The 18137-nt window shown below is 45.6% G+C and carries 14 protein-coding genes; 4 read left to right on the forward strand and 10 right to left on the reverse strand.

The window, feature by feature from the left end; translation table 11 throughout:
* Window positions 1-564 precede the first annotated feature (564 nt).
* The 5 genes from K0625_RS06005 to K0625_RS06025 all read right to left on the reverse strand — a co-directional run bounded on the left by K0625_RS06005 (window position 565) and on the right by K0625_RS06025 (window position 7955).
* Complete coding sequence (locus tag K0625_RS06005; protein ID WP_220108840.1) at window positions 565-3693, reverse strand: efflux RND transporter permease subunit; 3129 nt, start codon at window positions 3691-3693, stop codon at window positions 565-567.
* Between the two features lie 12 nt (window positions 3694-3705).
* Entirely contained in the window at window positions 3706-5031 is a 1326-nt protein-coding gene (locus K0625_RS06010) for an efflux RND transporter periplasmic adaptor subunit (RefSeq protein ID WP_220108841.1), read from the reverse strand.
* The gene (locus K0625_RS06015; protein ID WP_220108842.1) at window positions 5031-6392 is read right to left on the reverse strand and encodes a TolC family protein; all 1362 of its coding nucleotides are present in this window, start codon (window positions 6390-6392) and stop codon (window positions 5031-5033) included. The genes K0625_RS06010 and K0625_RS06015 overlap by 1 nt, the downstream gene beginning before the upstream one ends.
* A 217-nt stretch (window positions 6393-6609) precedes the next feature.
* Window positions 6610-6969: a hypothetical protein gene (locus tag K0625_RS06020; protein WP_220108843.1), complete on the reverse strand. Its 360-nt coding sequence runs from the start codon at window positions 6967-6969 to the stop codon at window positions 6610-6612.
* A 206-nt stretch (window positions 6970-7175) separates the two neighbouring features.
* On the reverse strand, window positions 7176-7955 hold the full coding sequence (locus K0625_RS06025) for a tetratricopeptide repeat protein (RefSeq protein WP_220108844.1): 780 nt from the start codon (window positions 7953-7955) through the stop codon (window positions 7176-7178).
* Window positions 7956-8405: 450 nt separating this feature from the next.
* On the opposite strand from K0625_RS06025, the gene crp reads away from it, so the two are divergent.
* The 4 genes from crp to K0625_RS06045 all read left to right on the forward strand — a co-directional run bounded on the left by crp (window position 8406) and on the right by K0625_RS06045 (window position 11515).
* On the forward strand, window positions 8406-9041 hold the full coding sequence (crp, locus tag K0625_RS06030) for a cAMP-activated global transcriptional regulator CRP (protein WP_012323305.1): 636 nt from the start codon (window positions 8406-8408) through the stop codon (window positions 9039-9041).
* 82 nt (window positions 9042-9123) lie between these two features.
* The gene (locus tag K0625_RS06035) at window positions 9124-9462 is read left to right on the forward strand and encodes a PepSY domain-containing protein (RefSeq protein ID WP_220108845.1); all 339 of its coding nucleotides are present in this window, start codon (window positions 9124-9126) and stop codon (window positions 9460-9462) included.
* Window positions 9463-9509: 47 nt separating this feature from the next.
* The gene (locus K0625_RS06040) at window positions 9510-10184 is read left to right on the forward strand and encodes a response regulator (RefSeq protein WP_012323303.1); all 675 of its coding nucleotides are present in this window, start codon (window positions 9510-9512) and stop codon (window positions 10182-10184) included.
* Window positions 10181-11515 carry an ATP-binding protein gene (locus tag K0625_RS06045; protein ID WP_220108846.1) on the forward strand — a complete coding sequence of 445 codons (1335 nt, stop codon included), beginning with the start codon at window positions 10181-10183 and terminating at the stop codon, window positions 11513-11515. Before K0625_RS06040 ends, K0625_RS06045 begins: the two co-directional genes overlap by 4 nt.
* A gap of 48 nt (window positions 11516-11563) precedes the next feature.
* Here the strand turns inward: K0625_RS06045 and K0625_RS06050 are convergent, their stop codons facing one another.
* From K0625_RS06050 to K0625_RS06070, 5 genes are all read right to left on the reverse strand, one after another.
* Window positions 11564-12361 (reverse strand): DUF1338 domain-containing protein, encoded by a 798-nt coding sequence (locus K0625_RS06050; RefSeq protein ID WP_220108847.1) that lies wholly within the window; start codon window positions 12359-12361, stop codon window positions 11564-11566.
* Between the two features lie 193 nt (window positions 12362-12554).
* The gene (gene astD, locus K0625_RS06055; RefSeq protein WP_220108848.1) at window positions 12555-14015 is read right to left on the reverse strand and encodes a succinylglutamate-semialdehyde dehydrogenase; all 1461 of its coding nucleotides are present in this window, start codon (window positions 14013-14015) and stop codon (window positions 12555-12557) included.
* A 9-nt stretch (window positions 14016-14024) separates the two neighbouring features.
* Window positions 14025-15044 (reverse strand): arginine N-succinyltransferase, encoded by a 1020-nt coding sequence (astA, locus tag K0625_RS06060; RefSeq protein ID WP_220108849.1) that lies wholly within the window; start codon window positions 15042-15044, stop codon window positions 14025-14027.
* Window positions 15045-15183: 139 nt separating this feature from the next.
* Window positions 15184-16401, reverse strand: coding sequence for an aspartate aminotransferase family protein (locus K0625_RS06065; protein WP_220108850.1), 1218 nt, complete (start codon window positions 16399-16401; stop codon window positions 15184-15186).
* A gap of 421 nt (window positions 16402-16822) precedes the next feature.
* Window positions 16823-17965 carry an HDOD domain-containing protein gene (locus K0625_RS06070; protein WP_220108851.1) on the reverse strand — a complete coding sequence of 381 codons (1143 nt, stop codon included), beginning with the start codon at window positions 17963-17965 and terminating at the stop codon, window positions 16823-16825.
* Window positions 17966-18137: the final 172 nt, after the last annotated feature.

The following is an 18137-nucleotide window of genomic DNA, read 5'->3' on the forward strand; positions in this document are numbered from 1 at the left end:
GACTTTATCTCGTCGGGATTTCAGGCGAAAGACTGATGAGTTAGCATGCTCTTGGGAGTGAATTCCCCCATCTTGATCTGTTTGTTCTCTTGAGTATGCTGGCTATTCTCTCCTCCTAGTAAACTCCATATCCACGCTTGGTCTGACTCTTGGCTTACAATAAGCTCTTGAGTATGCTGGCTATTCTCTCACTCCTAGTGAATTCCACATTCATGCTTGATCTGTTTGTTCTTTTGAGTAAGCTGGCTATTCTCTCCTCCTAGTAAACTCCATATCCACGCTTGATCTGACTCTTGGCTTACAATAAGCTCTTGAGTATGCTAGCTATTCTCTTCAAAGAAGTTCCTAGGTTCTAAAACCTAAAACCTTTTCCAAGAAGGCCCTAGGATAAACAAGCTCCTAAGACCTAAAATCTAATACCTTTTCCAAGAAGCCCTTAAGATAACCAAGTTCCTAGAACCCTCAAACCTAGCACCTAGCACCTCAAGTCTGACCCCGAAACAAAAAACCAGCCTAGGTTAGGCTGGTTTTGCTCTATCTACTGCAGTTTTCAGCTAGCCAATATCAAGCTCGTTTACCGCTTATGCGATACACCAACAAGTAAAGCACTGGCAAGATAACTAAGGTCAGCAAGGTCGATGAGACGATACCACCAATCACCACGGTTGCCAGTGGGCGCTGAACCTCTGCGCCAGTACCGACATTAAATGCCATAGGTACAAAGCCTAAACTGGCCACCAGCGCCGTCATCATAACAGGGCGTAATCGCTGGCTTGCTCCCTGTTTTATCGCATCGATAAGCGCTAAGCCTTTGTGTTTAAGCTCCTTAATAAAGCTCAACATCACCACGCCATTCAGCACGGCTATACCAGAAAGTGCGATAAAGCCTACCGCTGCCGAGATAGACAGTGGCATATCCCTTAGCACTAAGGCCAACACGCCACCAGTTAAAGCAAGGGGGACACCACTGAAGATGATCAGTGAGTCTCTAACAGAGCCAAAGGCGCTATAGAGCAAGCCAAAGATAAGTAGCAAGGTGAGAGGAACCAGAATCATCAAGCGGTTCGATGCCGACTCTAGCTGCTCAAATGTGCCACCATATTCACTCCAATAGCCGCTTGGCAGATTAAGCTCATCCCCCATTAGCGCCTTAGTATCTTGAATAAACGAGCCCAGATCTCTTCCCTCAACATTCGCAGTCACGACCACATGACGCTTGCCGCTTTGTCGATTTATCTGATTAGGCCCCACCTTAAAGCGAATATCGGCCACCTCCCCAAGAGGGACATAACTCAAGTCCGGATTCAGATCCGCCGGTAAGGCGATAGGTAGCTTCTCCAGAGCCCTTAGATCATGACTTATCTCATCTTTCATACGAACAACCAGCTTAAAGCGGCGATCTCCCTCATAGATAAGGCCGACAGGAACACCTGAGACAGCTGTTTGTAATGCTTGCTGTACATCCACAATGGTTAAACCTAACAGTGCCAAGTGATCACGATTAGGCTCAACAGAGAGTGTTGGCAAACCAGACATCTGCTCTACACGCACATCTTTAGCACCATCAATCTTATGAAACAGCCCTTGAGCGCGATCGCCCACCGCCTTAAGAGTATCGAGATCGTCACCATAGATACGCAGCGCCACATCCGCCCTAACCCCAGCGATAAGTTCGTTAAAACGCATCTCAATAGGCTGAGTAAACTCATAGTTATTGCCAGGCACCTGTTTTACTAAGTCCCTCAGCTCATCCATAAACTGCGCTTTACTCTTAGTCGGATCAGCCCATTGGGATCTCGGCTTGATAATCAATATGGTATCGGAAACACTCGGTGGCATTGGATCTGTCGCCACCTCGGGAGTACCAATCTTGGAGAACACACGCTCAACCTCATCAAGCTCAGCAATTACCAACTCAAGCTCCTTCTGCATCTGGGTAGATTGCTCAAGCCCTGTGCCTGTAATGCGCATGGCATGCATGGCAATATCACCTTCATCAAGCTTAGGCAAAAACTCTGAGCCTAAACGGCTCACCTGATAGAGGCTAACGCTCATTAAAACCGTTGCAGCAAGCAGGATAATGGCTGGACGTTTAAGGGAGAAGAACAGTACAGGCTCGTAGACGCTGCGCGCTCTGGCCATCAAGAAGTTCTCCTTCTCGTTAACCTTACCCTTTACAAAGATCGCAATGGCGGCAGGGACAAAAGTCACGGAGAAGATAAGCGCACCTATTAAGGCTGCAACCACAGTAAAGGCCATCGGGTGGAACATCTTGCCTTCAACACCGCTCAAGGCAAATATTGGTAGATATACCAACATGATGATCAAGACACCAAATACCGCAGGGCGGAACACCTCTCGTGTAGCTTCGAATACGAGTTTTAAGCGCTCCTCTAAGGTGAGTAATCTACCGTATTGCTTCTGCGCCATGCCTAGTCGTCGCAGGGCATTCTCGACAATAATCACAGCGCCATCGACGATAATACCGAAATCGATAGCACCAAGGCTCATCAAGTTGCCCGAGACACGGTTAGTCGTCATGCCCGTAATGGCAAACAACATACTCAGCGGGATCACCAGAGCGGCGATCAGGGCTGCGCGAAAGTTGCCCAACAGAGCAAACAGGACCACAATCACCAGCACAGCACCTTCGAACAGGTTCTTCTGCACCGTAGCTATGGTTTGATCCACTAAGCTAGTTCTGTCATATACGGCTTCGGCCACGATCCCATCAGGCAAACTAGCATTCACCTCTTTGAGCTTGTCACCCACCTCTTTTGCCACCACGCGGCTATTTTCACCCAGCAACATAAAGGCGGTGCCAAGCACAGTTTCTTCGCCATTTTGTGTCGCAGAACCAGTTCTTAACTGCTTACCATAAAACACCTCAGCCAGATCGCCGATGCGCACAGGTGCATCATCACGCTTAGTGACTACGACCTGACGGATCTCCTCCAGATCTTTGAGCTGTCCTGGCGAGCGAACTAGCCACTGCTCACCATTTCTCTCTATGTACCCCGCACCAACGTTACGGTTATTACGCTCAAGAGCCGTGATCACATCGTTTACGGTAACTTTAAACGCCAACAGTTTGCCAGGATCTGGTGCAACCTGATACTCGCGCTCATAGCCACCTAAACTGTTAATCTCTGTCACCCCAGGTACTTTGACGAGTTGGGGCCTTATGATCCAATCTTGAATGGTACGCAGATCTTCGGCGCTGTATGCCGTGCCATCCTCCTTCAGCGCACCATCAAGTGCACGAATAGAGTAGGTAAACACCTCGCCTAGACCACTACTTACTGGCCCTAAAGCGGGTTCAGCTTCGGCAGGCAGTTCACCGCGGATCCCCTGAAGACGTTCGGCTATCTGTTGCCTCGCCCAGTAGATATCCGTGCCCTCTTCGAAGATCACAGTGATCTGAGATAAGCCGTAACGGGAGATGGAACGGGTATGGTCAAGATTTGGGATCCCCGCCATAGCATTTTCAATCACATAGGTCAGTCGCTGCTCAGACTCCAGCGGTGAGTAACCAGCAACCGCCGTATTTATCTGCACCTGCACATTGGTGATATCAGGTACAGCATCGATCGGCAGCTTGAGCGTGTTATAAACCCCCAAGAGTGCGATAAGCAAGGTTATCGTGAGCACAAGCCAGCGCCTTTTTAAGGCAAAGGAGATAATCGTATCCATAGTTATCGGCTCCTAGTGCACATGCTTAGCGGCATTTTTCATTATGTCCGCCTTTAATAGATAACTATTTTCAACGACATATTCGCTGCTATGTTCAAGTCCAGCTAACACTTCGGTATAGATACCATCGCTCTCACCTAAGGTCAGTAAACGCACCTCAAAGGTATTGCCATGCTTAACAAATACAGCAGGCTTATCCATAAAGGTCTGCAGCGCATCAACGCGCACGGCTAGAGGCACCCGCTTACTGCTGGTTTCAATGGCAGCTTGAATATGCATGCCGGGACGCCAATGACCATGGTCATTCTCAATCACAGCGCGAACACGAGCGATATGCCCGCCAGTCATATTGGGGGCGATATAGCTAATTGTACTACTGGCTACAGCGCTATTGTGCTGGTTACTATGCTGATCATTTGACCGTTCATTGGAGCTGACTTCATCACTGTGATCGTCAAGGATGCTCACCTTTTGCCCCAGCGACAACTTATCTATGCTTTTAGGAAAAGCCGACAGATCTATCCACACAGATGAGAGATCGCTGATACGAACAAGGGCTCTGTTATAGGTGCTATCTCCTAAACTAAGAAGCTGCTCAGTCACTTGACCTGCTGCAGGGCTTTTAACCTGGTAACTTTGCAGCGTGCCAGAGTTACGTACCGTTGCGATCACTTGGCCTTTTTCAACTCTCTCACCAATACTCACATGCAGCTGTTCAATCACACCAGTGTAAGGCGCGGTAACGCTAAACTGCTTATCGGTAATAGGAGCAACAATGCCAAACAGGGTATCGGTAAACAGTAACTCCTGCTCACCGGCTTGAGCGGTTTTCACTCCCGATAGCCTTAGCAGACGGTCGTTAATCTCTGTGCGACCGGTATAATTGTCATAATGCCAATCATAGGATTGCCCCTTAAAGCCAGCATGAACCTCAACTTCGAAAGAGTGAGGCTCCGCAATGCTTGTAGTGCTGACGAGATAGTCACCTTCAGCAGTAAAGTTAACTGTGTCAGTTTTCCCCCCGAGACGATTTAACAGCAGTTCAAGCTTAATATCCTCAGGTTTTACAGCCTTCTCTTTGTAGTAGGCATATACCCTCATCTCTGGCGGGATCCCCAACTCAACCATAGTCACCTCAATCTCAAACTCCCCATTATGGAGTAGACGACCACCATGGGGACCTTCGGGAACATGCTCCTCTTCCTCCTCATGACCATGTCCATGATCGCCACCAGCCCATGCAAGGTTTGTCGGTTGTAGCGCAGTGAAACTGATCGCAGTAAAGGTAAACACTGTCGCCATCAATACCGATGAGAGCTTTTTAATATTAAGATCCATTAGTTATTCTCCTGCGCCGTCATAGGCTCAGTATTTAAAAAAGAGTGGGATAGTTGACGTTGATGAACGGCACTCATCGATTGACCTGTGATGCGCTCAAGTTCAAGTTTTTGCAGGTAAACAGCAGTTTTAGCCTCAATAAGCTCACGTTTAATATTCAGCAACTCAGATTGTGCATCGGCCAACTGCAGAACATTGGTTTGCCCTGTCTGGTAAGCGAACTCAGTCTCTTTCAGTAGTTGCTGAGCTAAAGGTTGCAGCTGCTTTTGGAGCAGGGATGCCTGACGAGCACTGTTGACCATGCTCTGATGGATCTCAAGTAGAGTAAGCTTGAGCTGACCGCGCACTAACTTTTGCTGCTCCATCGCCAGACTTTCATTAGCCTTGGCCGCTAAAATATTGCCCTGATTTGGGTTAGAGAGAGGAATAGGCATTGAGAAGTTAAACATCAAGGCTGCGTCGTCAAACCCGTCATAACTACGTATTCCCATGCCTAAAGTTATATCGTATTGAGCCTTTGACTCCTCAACACGGCGTTTGGCATACATGAGCCGCTCAACACTCAATAGCTGCAGATATTGTGGTGCTGTTTCTATGGCATTAAGCACATCTGCTGCACTCGGTAGCTCAGTTAAACTAGCAAGCTCCCCCTCAGCACGATCAAAATGTGCCTCACCCGCCCAGTTAGCAGCTAACCTTTGCTTAGCGACCAGAATATCGCCCTCAAGTTGCTGCTGTACTGAACGAGCTCGCATTAATCTTAGCGCCATCTTAGTCACATCAGCCTTAGCCACTGCACCAGCCTTGGCCCGCAGATCTATCGCCTTTAATGCCTTCTGCTCTATTTGAATGCCGTGCTGGTTCCATTCAAGCAAAGCTTGAAGACGTAGCAGCTGATAGTAGCTCTGGGTAGCCTGAGATAAGACCTCCAGACGAAGCAGCTCATATTCAGCCAGACTCTGACGCTTTGAGGCATGAGCAAAATCGATCCGTCTCTGACGCTTATCACCGAGTTCAATCAACTGACTCAGTCCCAAGCTTATCTCGGCATTCTCCACGCCTTGTTTGTCACCAGTTCCAAGCAGATTTTCAAGCTCAACGGACAGCTTAGGATTAGGTGTGATCCCCGCCTGCAGGGTGAGTGCTTCACTCACTCTTAACTCGTAGGGAAAACTCTGTAGTTGTGGGTTGGAAAGTAAGGTTTTCTCCAACACCCATGGCAAGGTTATTGTTTTATCACTTGCCGACTCAGGGGTGACATCTGCAACCCCTTTCATTGGTAACAACGCAAGGGTACAGACACTCGCAATCACCAGCCCACCTTTACAGGCAAGCAGTGTGCTCTCTAGATATCTCTTCACGAGAATGAACTCCAGTTAAGGAGCCTGTAAGCTAGATTTTGAAGGTATTAGTACTAAATTTAGTACTAAGTAATCAGCGATACAGACCCTAGTCATCAGCGCCAGCTCATCAAAGCAAAATCCATAGTAAGTTCAATAAAATATCGACCATATATACAGTGATGCCACGAGCATAAACCGAGACTAATTCAAAAATTAAGATTGTATTTAACTGAACTCACCCGTGAGGTGGAGGTATAGGAGGGGCGTAACTTCGATTTTGGTAGTGTACAGCAAACAGATAGTTATCTTGGCTGTGGTTGGGGTGGGTAAAAAAACTTAGCTCCATTGGAGGATGGCATGAAGTATGGAAGTCATCATCATGTTCATCTTGCTCTGTTGCCGTTCTTGCATGGCCACATACGTGTCCCTGTTGATGGCAACAAGACTCCTGCCCTCCATCACTCGAGGTCATAGATATCTGCACACTCTCTTGTGAGGTTTGCTCATTGATATGGATATCTGATGCGACACAGGTAGGAAAAAGTTGCGATACAAAAACCACCAGTAGAAGCACTAGTGTCAAGTTAGATTGCATGATCCTCGTTGATGTTTTCGTACTGAGCAAGCTTGGATTCCAATAACAGAGAGAAAGAAGATTCTGCGGTATTAAACCAGAGTCAGATTTTCAATTCTAGAGAAAAAGAACAATATTCACCTGAAAGTGGCAAGAAATGATATAAGCGTGAGCCAGATAGCAAAAGAGCAACCTCTAAAAAGCGCTCTTTTACTCATCGGTATTATCTAATCACTGAGTGGCACTTTTTCACGAAATGGTTTGTTCTGCTCATAGGTTTGCAGGCGCAGCTCAAACTCATCAGAGCGATCAACTTGCTCACTTAACTTTAAGGCATGGATCGCTTTCTGTTGGGTCACAATTGCCGCACTAAAGTCACCAATCTCAGCGTAAGCCGCGGCAAGGTTATCTAAATTGGTCGGATCTTCTTGATTGGCTTTCACTAGACTTTGAGCCAGCTCCAACGCCCTATCCCCGTTTCGGTATTTAGCTTCTGGGCAGGTGGATAAGATCCAAGCCACATTACCAAGCGAAACCTCATCGCCTACCGCACTAAAGTGTTTAACAGCTTTACCACAGTTACGTTGAACACCTTCACCACCAGCAGCATAGATAAATCCGAGTCGAAATTCGGCCCATTTACTGCCCTGCTCACTGAGACTGAGATACCAGCGCTCAGCGACTGCTAGATCTCGAGCAATAATATTGCCCTCAAAGGAGAGATCTGCAATGGTTTGCTGCGCCTTTACGTGCCCCTGCTCAGCGGCCAAAGAGACCCATTTAATTCCCAAGGGCTGATTTTGAGCGACAAAACGACCAGAGAGGTACATCAAGCCTAATAGAAACTGCGCTTCTTGCTCACCCTGTGTTGCTTTAAGTTCAATATGAGCCAGTTTACTTGCAGCTTCTGCAGTAGCAGGTTGTGGAATTGAAAAAGCATGCGCCCCGGTGCTCATTACCGAGGTAATGACAAATCCAGCACCTATAATTAACGGATGAAATTTCACACACAACTCCTATCAAACATAACAGACTTAAGGATATCGGGTCTAAAGCGCATCGAATTTGATGACAAACCGAGAGCTTGTTTACAAAATAAAAATAAAATCATGACAAAACAAGTCTTTTTTCACATTAGACTGAGATTTACTGGTGAAAGCATGGAAATAAAGGGTTTATTCACATGAGTAAGACAGATAAAACACACACAAGTTCTAACGTAAACCCGAATAAGATGTGATTAACTCAGCATTGTTACCTCATTCAGCCTATCTTTATCCGTTATTAGTTGACTTATATCACTAATGTATCAAAATAATCGCAAAAATAGATAGCATGTTAGCTAAATTCATTTTGTCTAAATTTAGACCTCCATCTAGGTTTTACGGACTTAATTGACGTAAACTGCTTATTTAGCATATTCTTGTATTTAATTTAAACAGTCGAGGAACATAGGCATGGCTCTGATTGGTAAGCCGAAACCAGATCCTACTTTGGAATGGTTTTTATCACACTGTCACATTCATAAGTATCCAGCCAAAAGCACTTTGATCCACGCTGGTGAAGAGTCAGATACTCTTTACTATATCGTCAAAGGCTCAGTCGCTGTTTTAATCAAAGATGAAGAGGGTAAGGAGATGATCCTTTCTTACCTGAATCAGGGCGACTTTATCGGTGAACTTGGTTTGTTCGAAGAGCAAGCTGAGCGTACAGCCTGGGTTCGCGCTAAACAACCTTGTGAAATTGCTGAGATCTCTTACAAGAAATTTAAGCAGTTGATCCAAGTTAACCCTGAAATTTTGATGAAACTGTCTTCTCAGATGGCTTACCGTCTACACAGCACAAGTCAGAAAGTCGGCGATCTTGCCTTCCTTGATGTTGCTGGAAGAATTGCCCAAACCTTATTACATCTGGCTAAACAGCCTGATGCGATGACGCACCCAGACGGCATGCAGATTAAGATCACTCGTCAAGAGATAGGTCAAATCGTTGGTTGTTCACGCGAGACGGTTGGTCGTATTCTTAAGATGCTTGAAGAACAAAACTTGATCCAAGCTCACGGTAAAACAATCGTAGTTTACGGAACTCGCTAAGCTAACATTCAGTTAGATTTAAGATAGCTTCGATAAAGTGGCCTGAGATTATCTCAGGCCATTTTTTTTGGAGACAATGCTAATGACAAGAGCTCAATTATCTGGCTTATTAGCTCTTGCGATCACACTAGCCACAACAGCATCTGCAACCCCACTTATCGAACTTGAGCATAACCAAGCCAAGCAGCTGGTTAGCACAGGGAAGATACTCTCTCTTGATGTCACCTTAGCTAAGACTCAATTCTTCTGTTTTGGTAAGCTAATCGATGCCCACCTCTATCAAGAGGAGGGAAAATGGCGTTATGATTTGCAAATTAAGACACAACGTGGCCAAATCATAGATCTAAGTCTGGATGCCAGCACCGGACAACCTAATCCTTACCTATCATTGCCTAGTGAATGCCGCGCTTTAGAAAAGTAATCTCAAGCTAGGCTAACCTCAATGGTACTTTTTACAGACAGGTTCCTATGAAACTATTGCTCGTAGAAGATAATGCATTACTTGTTGAAGAGTTAGAGAAACAGTTGAAACAGGCCGGATACGTAACTGACGTGACCGATAAAGCATCAGAAGCCGATTACCTGCTGAAAGAGACAAACTATGATTGTGTCATCTTAGATATCGGCCTTCCCGACGGTAACGGCTTGGAGCTCCTCAGCCGCTGGCGTAATCAGGGCATTCACACACCTGTTATTATGCTCACGGCCAGAAGCCAGTGGCATGAGAAAGTGGAAGGCTTCAATGCTGGTGCAGATGATTACCTTGGAAAGCCGTTCCATACTCAGGAGCTATTAGTTCGTATCAACGCCCTGATACAGAGAGCTCACGGCAAGGCAAACTCCCCTTCGAAAGAGTTAAGTTATGCCGGTATTACCTTAGATGAAGATCAGCAATCTGTGATGGTCCAAGAGGAGAAATTTGAACTTACTGCCATGGAGTTTAGACTGCTAAAGATATTTATCATGTCGCCTAAAAAGCTACTCTCTAAAGCGCAACTCACCGATAAACTTTACCAGTTTGACGATGAGAAAGAGAGTAACGTGGTTGAGGTCTATGTGACCCACCTACGTAAAAAACTCGGTAAAACAAGCATTGAGACACGTCGCGGCCAAGGGTATATCTTTCATGGCATAAAAGAATGATATCGATAAAGACTAAACTCAGCCTCTGGTTAACGGGTTTAGTCATCTTATCTACCGCCGTTGGAATCGTCTTTTTCGAGTCCATGCTTCGCCAAGCTTTCCATGATTCAATCATTGCCAGATTGCAGGAAGATATTGAGCAGGTGATGTTGGCGACTCATCTCAATGATGAGCAGTTCAGTATCGATCAGAGCCAACTTTCTGGTTTCTATAAACCCGTTTTCTCTGGACGTTACTATCAGCTTAATCTAGCCGATCTTGAGATCCGCTCACGCTCATTATGGGATCAAAAACTCGATATTGAGATGTTACCACTTGGAGAGACCCGAGTATGGCAAGCCAAAGGTCCTCTGAACCATGATATCCAGCTGCTCTCCATCGGCCTAAAGTCCGAATCTACAGGTCTCGATGCCACCTTAACCGTGGCCCAAGATTTAAGTATTGGACGTAAAGTCTTTACCCAGATATACGGCACCAAACTCGGGGTTAACTTGGCCATGCTACTGACAATGATCATGGGGATCTTCTTAGTCATAAGGCAGTCTTTCAAGCCAGTCAACCAGATACAGGATGTGCTTGCTCGCCTTAGAGAGGGTGAGATCACCTCACTCGAGGTCAGTAAAATTCCCTCAGAGCTACGCCCACTAGCTGCCACTTACAATGATCTACTTGACTACTCAGGTAAACAGATAGAGCGCAGCCGAAATAACTTAGGTAACTTAAGTCACGGCCTTAAAACCCCATTAGCTGTGATGCAGCAGCAAGTGGAGGCTCTAGGGCTTAAAGATCCCGACTCAGCTATTGCCCTGCAGAGTCAACTGGATCTAGTGCACAAGATGATCGAGAGAAAGCTCGCAGCGGCCAGAATAACAGGCGATATGCTACCCGCGGCTCAGATGCAGCTCCCTAAAGATATTGAAGATCTCAGTAAGACCTTAAGCAAGGTGCATTTTAATAAACAGATCACCTGCAATTTTGATATTCCCGATACCATCAGCAGACTCCCCATACACAGGGAAGATGGTATGGAGCTTATCGGAAACCTACTCGACAATGCTCACAAGTGGGCTAAAGAGAGAGTAGAAGTGAGAGTCACTAATGAAGCTGCTGGTATCAGCTTAGTGATTGAAGATGATGGACCAGGTGTTGCCGATGATGAACTTAGCCTGTTAACAAGCCGAGGTAAAAGGCTGGATGAAGCTACCATGGGCCACGGTCTCGGACTCTCAATTGTCAAAGATATCGCCGAGCAGTATGAGATAAAACTGGCCTTTACTAAAAGCATGAAGCTAGGTGGACTGAGAATAAAACTGGATTTTAAGAGCCTATAAGATCAAAAAGGCCGTCACGATAGACGGCCCTTTTGATCTGATATCAGATTAGCTCGCATTGGTGCTTTCAAATATCTTGTCCGCAGAGGCCGCAACAAAACCTGTATAAAGCTCACCATCAGCCTTAGGGTAACGCAGTGCAAACTCATAGAAACAGCTTGGGATCGACTTCTGTACATCTTTAAAGTCAACCTCAATCTTGTCAGCCATAGTCGAAGACTGCTCAAGCAGCACATCGGCAGACCCCTTCACTTCACCACCAGCTGAGTTCAAGATGAAGTCACCCTTCTTCAAGGTTTCATTCACATCTAAAATAGTTGAATAACCTGGAAGATGGTTAATTGAAACAGTGAAATGGTTCGCACGGTAACCAAATGCTGCAACCCACGCCGCATATTCACTCTCTGCAAGCAATGTTTCATAGGTTGTGAAATCCAGCTCCCAATGACGGCCAGAGTAGAGAAAGTTATCAGCTGTCGTCGCTGCAACATCGATCTGGTCGACTAGGCCTTTCAATATGCTTTGTAACTGCGGACTAAACTCTTCAACCATCAACTCAGAGATAAAGACCTTAGGTTGAGTAGGATCTGGGTGCTCGAAATGCTTAGCTTTCAGCTTTTTCGCCTCGAAGTGGTAATCGCCAGAATCCACATAACCTAAGCTTTCAAAATGAGCGGCTAAAACAGCTAAGTTTACCTTCTCAATATTAAATGTTCGCAGTGCGATATGGTCGTTAATAATGGTCTCACCCTGTGAAAGCAGCTGATGAACCTTTCCAGCAGAAGGGGTCATAGCGAGGTAATCACTCCAAAGGGATTCAAATAGCTTGTTAACATCTGTGTGCATCAGTTTATCCTTAACAGCATCGTGTTACTCAGTCATAGCTAAAGCTATGCTGTTTTTTTATTTTCACGATATAAGTACAGCGAGAGTAAAGTGGCTTGAACTAATACCAAAATATTTATACTAATTGGTATAACTTACTGTACTGGTTATAAAAAAGGGAGACACTAAGGCCTCCCATCATTTTTTCAAAAAATTAAATACTTAAACCTGGACTCAAACTCTCAGGCAGGCTTACCGCATCGGCTTCAACAGAGGCAACAGGGTATGCACAGTAATCAGCGGCATAAAATGCGCTCGCTCTGTGATTCCCCGATGCACCAACACCACCAAATGGGGCTGCGCCTGACGCGCCTGTGATCTGCTTATTCCAGTTAACGATGCCCGCGCGAATACGCGCTAGGAAGTACTCGTAATCATCACGGCTATCGGCAAGAATACCTGCTGATAGGCCATAACGAGTCTTGTTCGCCAGCTTAATCGCTTCATCAAAATCGGTGTAACGCACCACTTGAAGCAGAGGACCAAAGTACTCCTCATCAGGCAGTTCAATCACTTGAGTCACATCAATAAGACCTGGTGAAACTAGCCCTGTGCCCTCTTTTAAGTGTGTTAATTCAACCAGTGAACTACCACCGAGATTCAGCAAGTTACGCTGAGACTCAACCATGCCTTTCGCAGCGGTTTCTGAGATCATAGAGCCCATAAATGGCTGCGGCTGACTGTTCCAAGCGCCAACTTGAATGCGCTTAACCGCATCGGCAAGCTCTGCAAGCAGTGCATCGCCCTCTGCGCCCTTCTCAACATAGAGACGACGAGCACAGGTACAACGTTGACCAGATGAGATATAAGCCGACTGAATGATGTCATGGACTGCAGCTTTGGTGTCTTTTACACCTTTAATAATAAGTGGGTTATTGCCGCCCATCTCTAAAGCTAAGATCTTACCTGGCTCTCCAGCATACTGCTGATGCAGAATATGGCCTGTACGAGAACTTCCGGTAAAGAACAGACCATCGATCTGTTCATGTGAAGCTAGGGATTTACCTGTCTCCACTTCACCTTGAACTAAGTTAATCACACCAGCAGGCAGCCCCGCTTTTTCCCAAAGTTTAAGCATCAGCTCTGCAACTTTAGGTGTCAGTTCCGATGGTTTGAAAACCACAGTGTTACCTGCAAGCAGAGCAGGTACGATATGACCATTTGGTAAATGACCTGGGAAGTTATAGGGGCCAAACACAGCCACCACACCATGGGGCTTATGGCGTAATACAGCACGTCCAGCTGGTGTATCGTTTTCTGAGCTACCAGTGCGCTTATTGTAAGCTGCAACAGAGAGACCAATTTTGCCTATCATGGCGCCAGCTTCTGTCGCGGTTTCCCACTGTGGTTTACCAGTTTCTTGAGCTATCACTTCCGCCATCTCAGCTTTATGCTCTTCAAGCTGAGTTTTGTAAGCTTCAACGATAGCCAAACGACCTTCAAAGCCCAGCATAAACCAGTCAAACTGTACTTCACGTGCTGCTTCAACGGCTGTATTAACCTGCTCAGCGGTAGCAGTTTTACTGCTCCAGATAACTTCACTGTTTGCTGGGTTTTTAGATGTCACTTCGTGACCTAGGCCAGCAACCCACTGACCATTAATAAATTGAGTCATTATTTTTTCCTACAAAGCCAAAATACGGATTTGATCACCCTGCTCAAGCAGTAAGCCTGTGGCTAATTCTGGTGATATGACAACCTCATCATTTTCCTCACTGACAAGCAGTTTGGCAGAGGTCGCACGGTAGTTCGCTAATTGTGTATTTGAGATGATATAGCTAGTCTCTGATGCAGGCGGCTCACCTATAGTAACGGTAAGCAAGCGGCTCTCTCTGACGCCACGAATATCATTGATGTTGCACTCAACCGTAGGGCCACCATCAAAGATATCGACATAACCTCGACACCTGAAACCTTCAGCCTGCAGCAAGTTCAGCGCGGGACGGGTATTAGTATGTACTTCACCAATCACCTTTTGCGCATCTTCAGGCAGAAGACACACATAGACAGCATTTTTAGGCATCATCTCTGCCATAAAGGCTTTTTGGCCTAAACCAGAAAGGTAATCTGCTTCAACAAAGTCGATGCCAAGGAAGTGCTTCTGTAGCCAGTCATAGAAAGGGGAGTTACCCTCTTTATCGCTTTCACCGCGCATCTCTGCTATCACAGTTTCACCGAATCTCTCCTTATGTTGAGCAAGGAAGAGAAAACGGCTGCGAGATAGCATGCGACCGTTGCTATTCTTACGGTAAGATCCACGTAAAAATAGAGTACAAAGCTCAGCAGCGCCTGTGTAATCGTGACATAAGGTCAAGGTTTCAACTTCGTTGCGAACCTCAATCTGCTCCGAATGATACACCTCAGTACCGAGTCTGTAGTGATAGAAGGCATCTTCCATCCCCACGGCGGCCTCAATTCCACATGTACCTACAACTTCACCCGTTACTGTGTCTTCAAGCACCATGAGATAGCCTTCATCGAAAGGCTTATCCACCTCTTTTAAAAACGAGGCTTCTACTCGGGCTATTTTATTTCTAAGTAGCTCTTCATTGACTGGCAATGATGTAAATCCGTGTCCGGATTCTTCGGCTATTTGATACAGCGCTTCAAAGTCGCTAGATCGGATAGGACGTATTATTAACATCTCTGAGTCTCCTCACTTTCACTCGGCCGCTTAACGCTCCCTGCCTACTAACTATAAGACAAGTAGAGAATCATTAAGGTTCAAGTATTCCCCATGACAAATAAGGGTATCGGTTTTATACCAATACCCTAAATGTCAATTAGGCTGCAACGACTTTAGCTACTGCACGCTCAAAGCGTACTAGACCTTCAGCAATATCAGCTTCAGGAATAACCAGAGATGGAGTAAAACGTATTACGTTTGCACCAGCAACTAAGCTCATTAAGCCTTCACCTACAGATGCAACGAGGAACTCTTTAGCGCGTCCCTGATACTTATCATTGAGAACAGCACCCAGTAGCAGTCCCTGTCCACGAACTTCAGAGAACACCTGATGCTTATCGTTGATCTTATTCAGACCGTCACGCAGTAGCTGCTCACGTACCTTAACGCCGTTAAGCACTTCAGGGGTATTAACTACATCAAGGACAGCATTACCGATAGCACAAGCAAGTGGGTTACCACCATAAGTTGAACCATGAGTACCTATCTTAAGGTGATCGGCAATCTCTTTGGTGGTCAGCATAGCTGCAATTGGGAATCCACCGCCAAGTGCCTTAGCCGTTGTAAGAACATCAGGTACCACGTCACCACGCATATATGCGTATAGCTCACCCAGACGACCAACACCGGTTTGTACTTCATCAAATACCAATAGTGCATTGTGCTTATCACACAGGGCACGAACCGCTTTAAGGAAATCAGGATCGGCGTCGATAATTCCACCTTCGCCTTGAAGTGGCTCCATCATAACCGCGCAGGTAGTATCAGAAATAACCGCTTCTAGTGCCGCAATATCATTGAAAGGAACATGAGTGATGCTCTGTGGCTTAGGACCGAAACCATCAGAATATGCCGCTTGACCACCAACACTAACAGTGAAGAAGGTACGGCCATGGAAAGCTTTGTCGAATGCAATAATTTGATCTTTCTCTGCACCAAACTTATCCATCGCATAACGGCGAACAAGTTTCAGCGCAGCTTCGTTGGCTTCAGCCCCTGAGTTAGCAAAGTAAACACGATCGGCAAACGTTGCATCGACGAGTTTAGTCGCGAGCGCTAATGCAGGTTCGTTAGTCATTACATTTGAAAGATGCCAAAGTTTTTCACCTTGCTCCTTCAGTGCGCTCACCAAGGCTGGATGACAGTGACCAAGACAGTTAACCGCAATACCACCAGCAAAATCGATAAACTCATTCCCCTCCTGATCCCAAACTCGGCTTCCCTCACCACGAACAGGGATTACAGCCGAAGGCGCATAGTTAGGCACCATCACATCATCAAACTGGGCTCTTGTCAGGGTCTTGTTTACGCTCATACCTTCTCATCCTTTATTGTTGTTGATGGCTCTCAAAGCCACTTGGCCCGCCTATTTTCTTTATAATAGCTCACGCTGGCGGTGCTTATTTACATTACTTAAGAGACATTAATAGCGAAAATGTGATCAAAACACCAGTTTCTTACACTCAAATAAGATCAGCAGCACATATTTATTGCATAAAGATTTGAGTTTAAGAATTATACAAGCGTTTATAACGGGGGTTTAGAGCATATTTAGTCATAAAAAAAGTTACTCCAGTCCATTTTATTTAAATATTCACCACAAATGCATAGATAACAATAAAAATGGTCCGTAAATGCTAACTTAATCCTAGTTTTTCACCTTTTGCACATGAAGAGCTTAGTTCAAAACATAAGATAGGAAAGTAAATTAGCAATAAGAGGTAAAGCTAGTATGATTAGATGATATCCAGCTTGCGATAATTTTGTGCTTTTAATCTGATGAGCTCCTGCTCGCTCAACTCATAATAATCGAACATGATCCGCTTCTCCTGCGGGGAGAGCTCTCTCATCTCCTCCAACAGCACCACCTTAGCGTAGCAGTTTGCCCGAGCAACGATGGAAGCATTTTCAGAAAGATCTTTATAGCTTAGGTTATTGTCCAGCTCAGCCATCACAGCCCCCATAGCACTGTCACTGAAGTTGAGCTGCTCCAGCAGCTGCCAGTTAAGCCTATCCCCATGCTCTATCACCAACTCATAAACTCTCTGAGAGGGGAACTCAGTTGCCAGAACAGCATCATAAAGCTCTTTATCTCGACTATTACTCGCCTCTCGCAGCCAGACTCCCCATGTTTCTTCAAATAGAAGCGCACTATTTTTCAGTACCACAGATGGCCCTAACTGGCTCAACAAGGTACAGGTATAGACAAAAACACCATCTTTTTCATGTAATTTAGCCAAAGCTTGTGCAGCAATGGCACTCACCATAGAGTAACGCCACAGTTTTCTCGTGGTCCAAAGTAGATTAGCGTGACCGGAAGGCAGCCAGTTTCTCAGGCAAAAATAGGGCACGAGTAACTTAATATTCTCAATACCAATAAAGTTAAGCACCAGTTTAATGTCGGTCACTTTGACATCTGAGCCTTGGGGACGCCTGTGTCTAAAAGAGGAGCTATTAACGATATTGAGTAGGTCCCTTACTAACCAAGATTCATTGGCGATCAAAGGACGAAGACGATTAATATCGAGATTGTCACTCTGCAAAAGCTCTAGCATCAGCAGCTGTGATTCATTGATCCCGGCACTTTTTATCACAGAGTCTGCCGAGGCTAATCTATGGTCAACGGCACTGCTTACGCTATCGATCAACTGTTTGGAAACACGATCGAATATATCTTTAGCTTCTATCTGTTTGGCTAGTCTCTCCAACACAGCTTCACGCTCAATGGCCAGCTTATTGGCGTCATTCTCCAGTTCGGCATCAAGCTCATCAAACATTGAGCTAGATTTTTGCTTCCCTACAATCAACTGTTGATAAAGCCTATGCTCAATCTCAATGACCTTACCAGGTCTCACTCCGCCAGCTACCGATATCGCCACTCTCAATCTATCCTCAAATAAAAGCTATAAGTGATAATTTAGCACTATTTTTCAACTAAAAATGATAAATTACCGATAAATCACGGCTTATACCTTATCGCTAATCAACTTTTAAACACTTTAGCTCTCAACAGCTTTAGCCAGTTACAACCAAAAAACATAAATTTTGGCT

It is taken from the genome of Shewanella nanhaiensis (assembly GCF_019457885.1).
GTDB classification, from domain to species: Bacteria; Pseudomonadota; Gammaproteobacteria; order Enterobacterales; family Shewanellaceae; genus Shewanella; species Shewanella nanhaiensis.

What these genes read in the sequence shown, in the direction of transcription:
- K0625_RS06005 (WP_220108840.1), bottom strand. Translation starts at nt 3,693, where the DNA reads ATGGATACGATTATCTCCTTTGCCTTAAAAAGGCGCTGGCTTGTGCTC.
- K0625_RS06010 (WP_220108841.1), bottom strand. Translation starts at nt 5,031, where the DNA reads ATGGATCTTAATATTAAAAAGCTCTCATCGGTATTGATGGCGACAGTG.
- K0625_RS06020 (WP_220108843.1), bottom strand. Translation starts at nt 6,969, where the DNA reads ATGCAATCTAACTTGACACTAGTGCTTCTACTGGTGGTTTTTGTATCG.
- crp (WP_012323305.1), top strand. Translation starts at nt 8,406, where the DNA reads ATGGCTCTGATTGGTAAGCCGAAACCAGATCCTACTTTGGAATGGTTT.
- K0625_RS06035 (WP_220108845.1), top strand. Translation starts at nt 9,124, where the DNA reads ATGACAAGAGCTCAATTATCTGGCTTATTAGCTCTTGCGATCACACTA.
- K0625_RS06040 (WP_012323303.1), top strand. Translation starts at nt 9,510, where the DNA reads ATGAAACTATTGCTCGTAGAAGATAATGCATTACTTGTTGAAGAGTTA.
- K0625_RS06045 (WP_220108846.1), top strand. Translation starts at nt 10,181, where the DNA reads ATGATATCGATAAAGACTAAACTCAGCCTCTGGTTAACGGGTTTAGTC.
- K0625_RS06050 (WP_220108847.1), bottom strand. Translation starts at nt 12,361, where the DNA reads ATGCACACAGATGTTAACAAGCTATTTGAATCCCTTTGGAGTGATTAC.
- astD (WP_220108848.1), bottom strand. Translation starts at nt 14,015, where the DNA reads ATGACTCAATTTATTAATGGTCAGTGGGTTGCTGGCCTAGGTCACGAA.
- astA (WP_220108849.1), bottom strand. Translation starts at nt 15,044, where the DNA reads ATGTTAATAATACGTCCTATCCGATCTAGCGACTTTGAAGCGCTGTAT.
- K0625_RS06065 (WP_220108850.1), bottom strand. Translation starts at nt 16,401, where the DNA reads ATGAGCGTAAACAAGACCCTGACAAGAGCCCAGTTTGATGATGTGATG.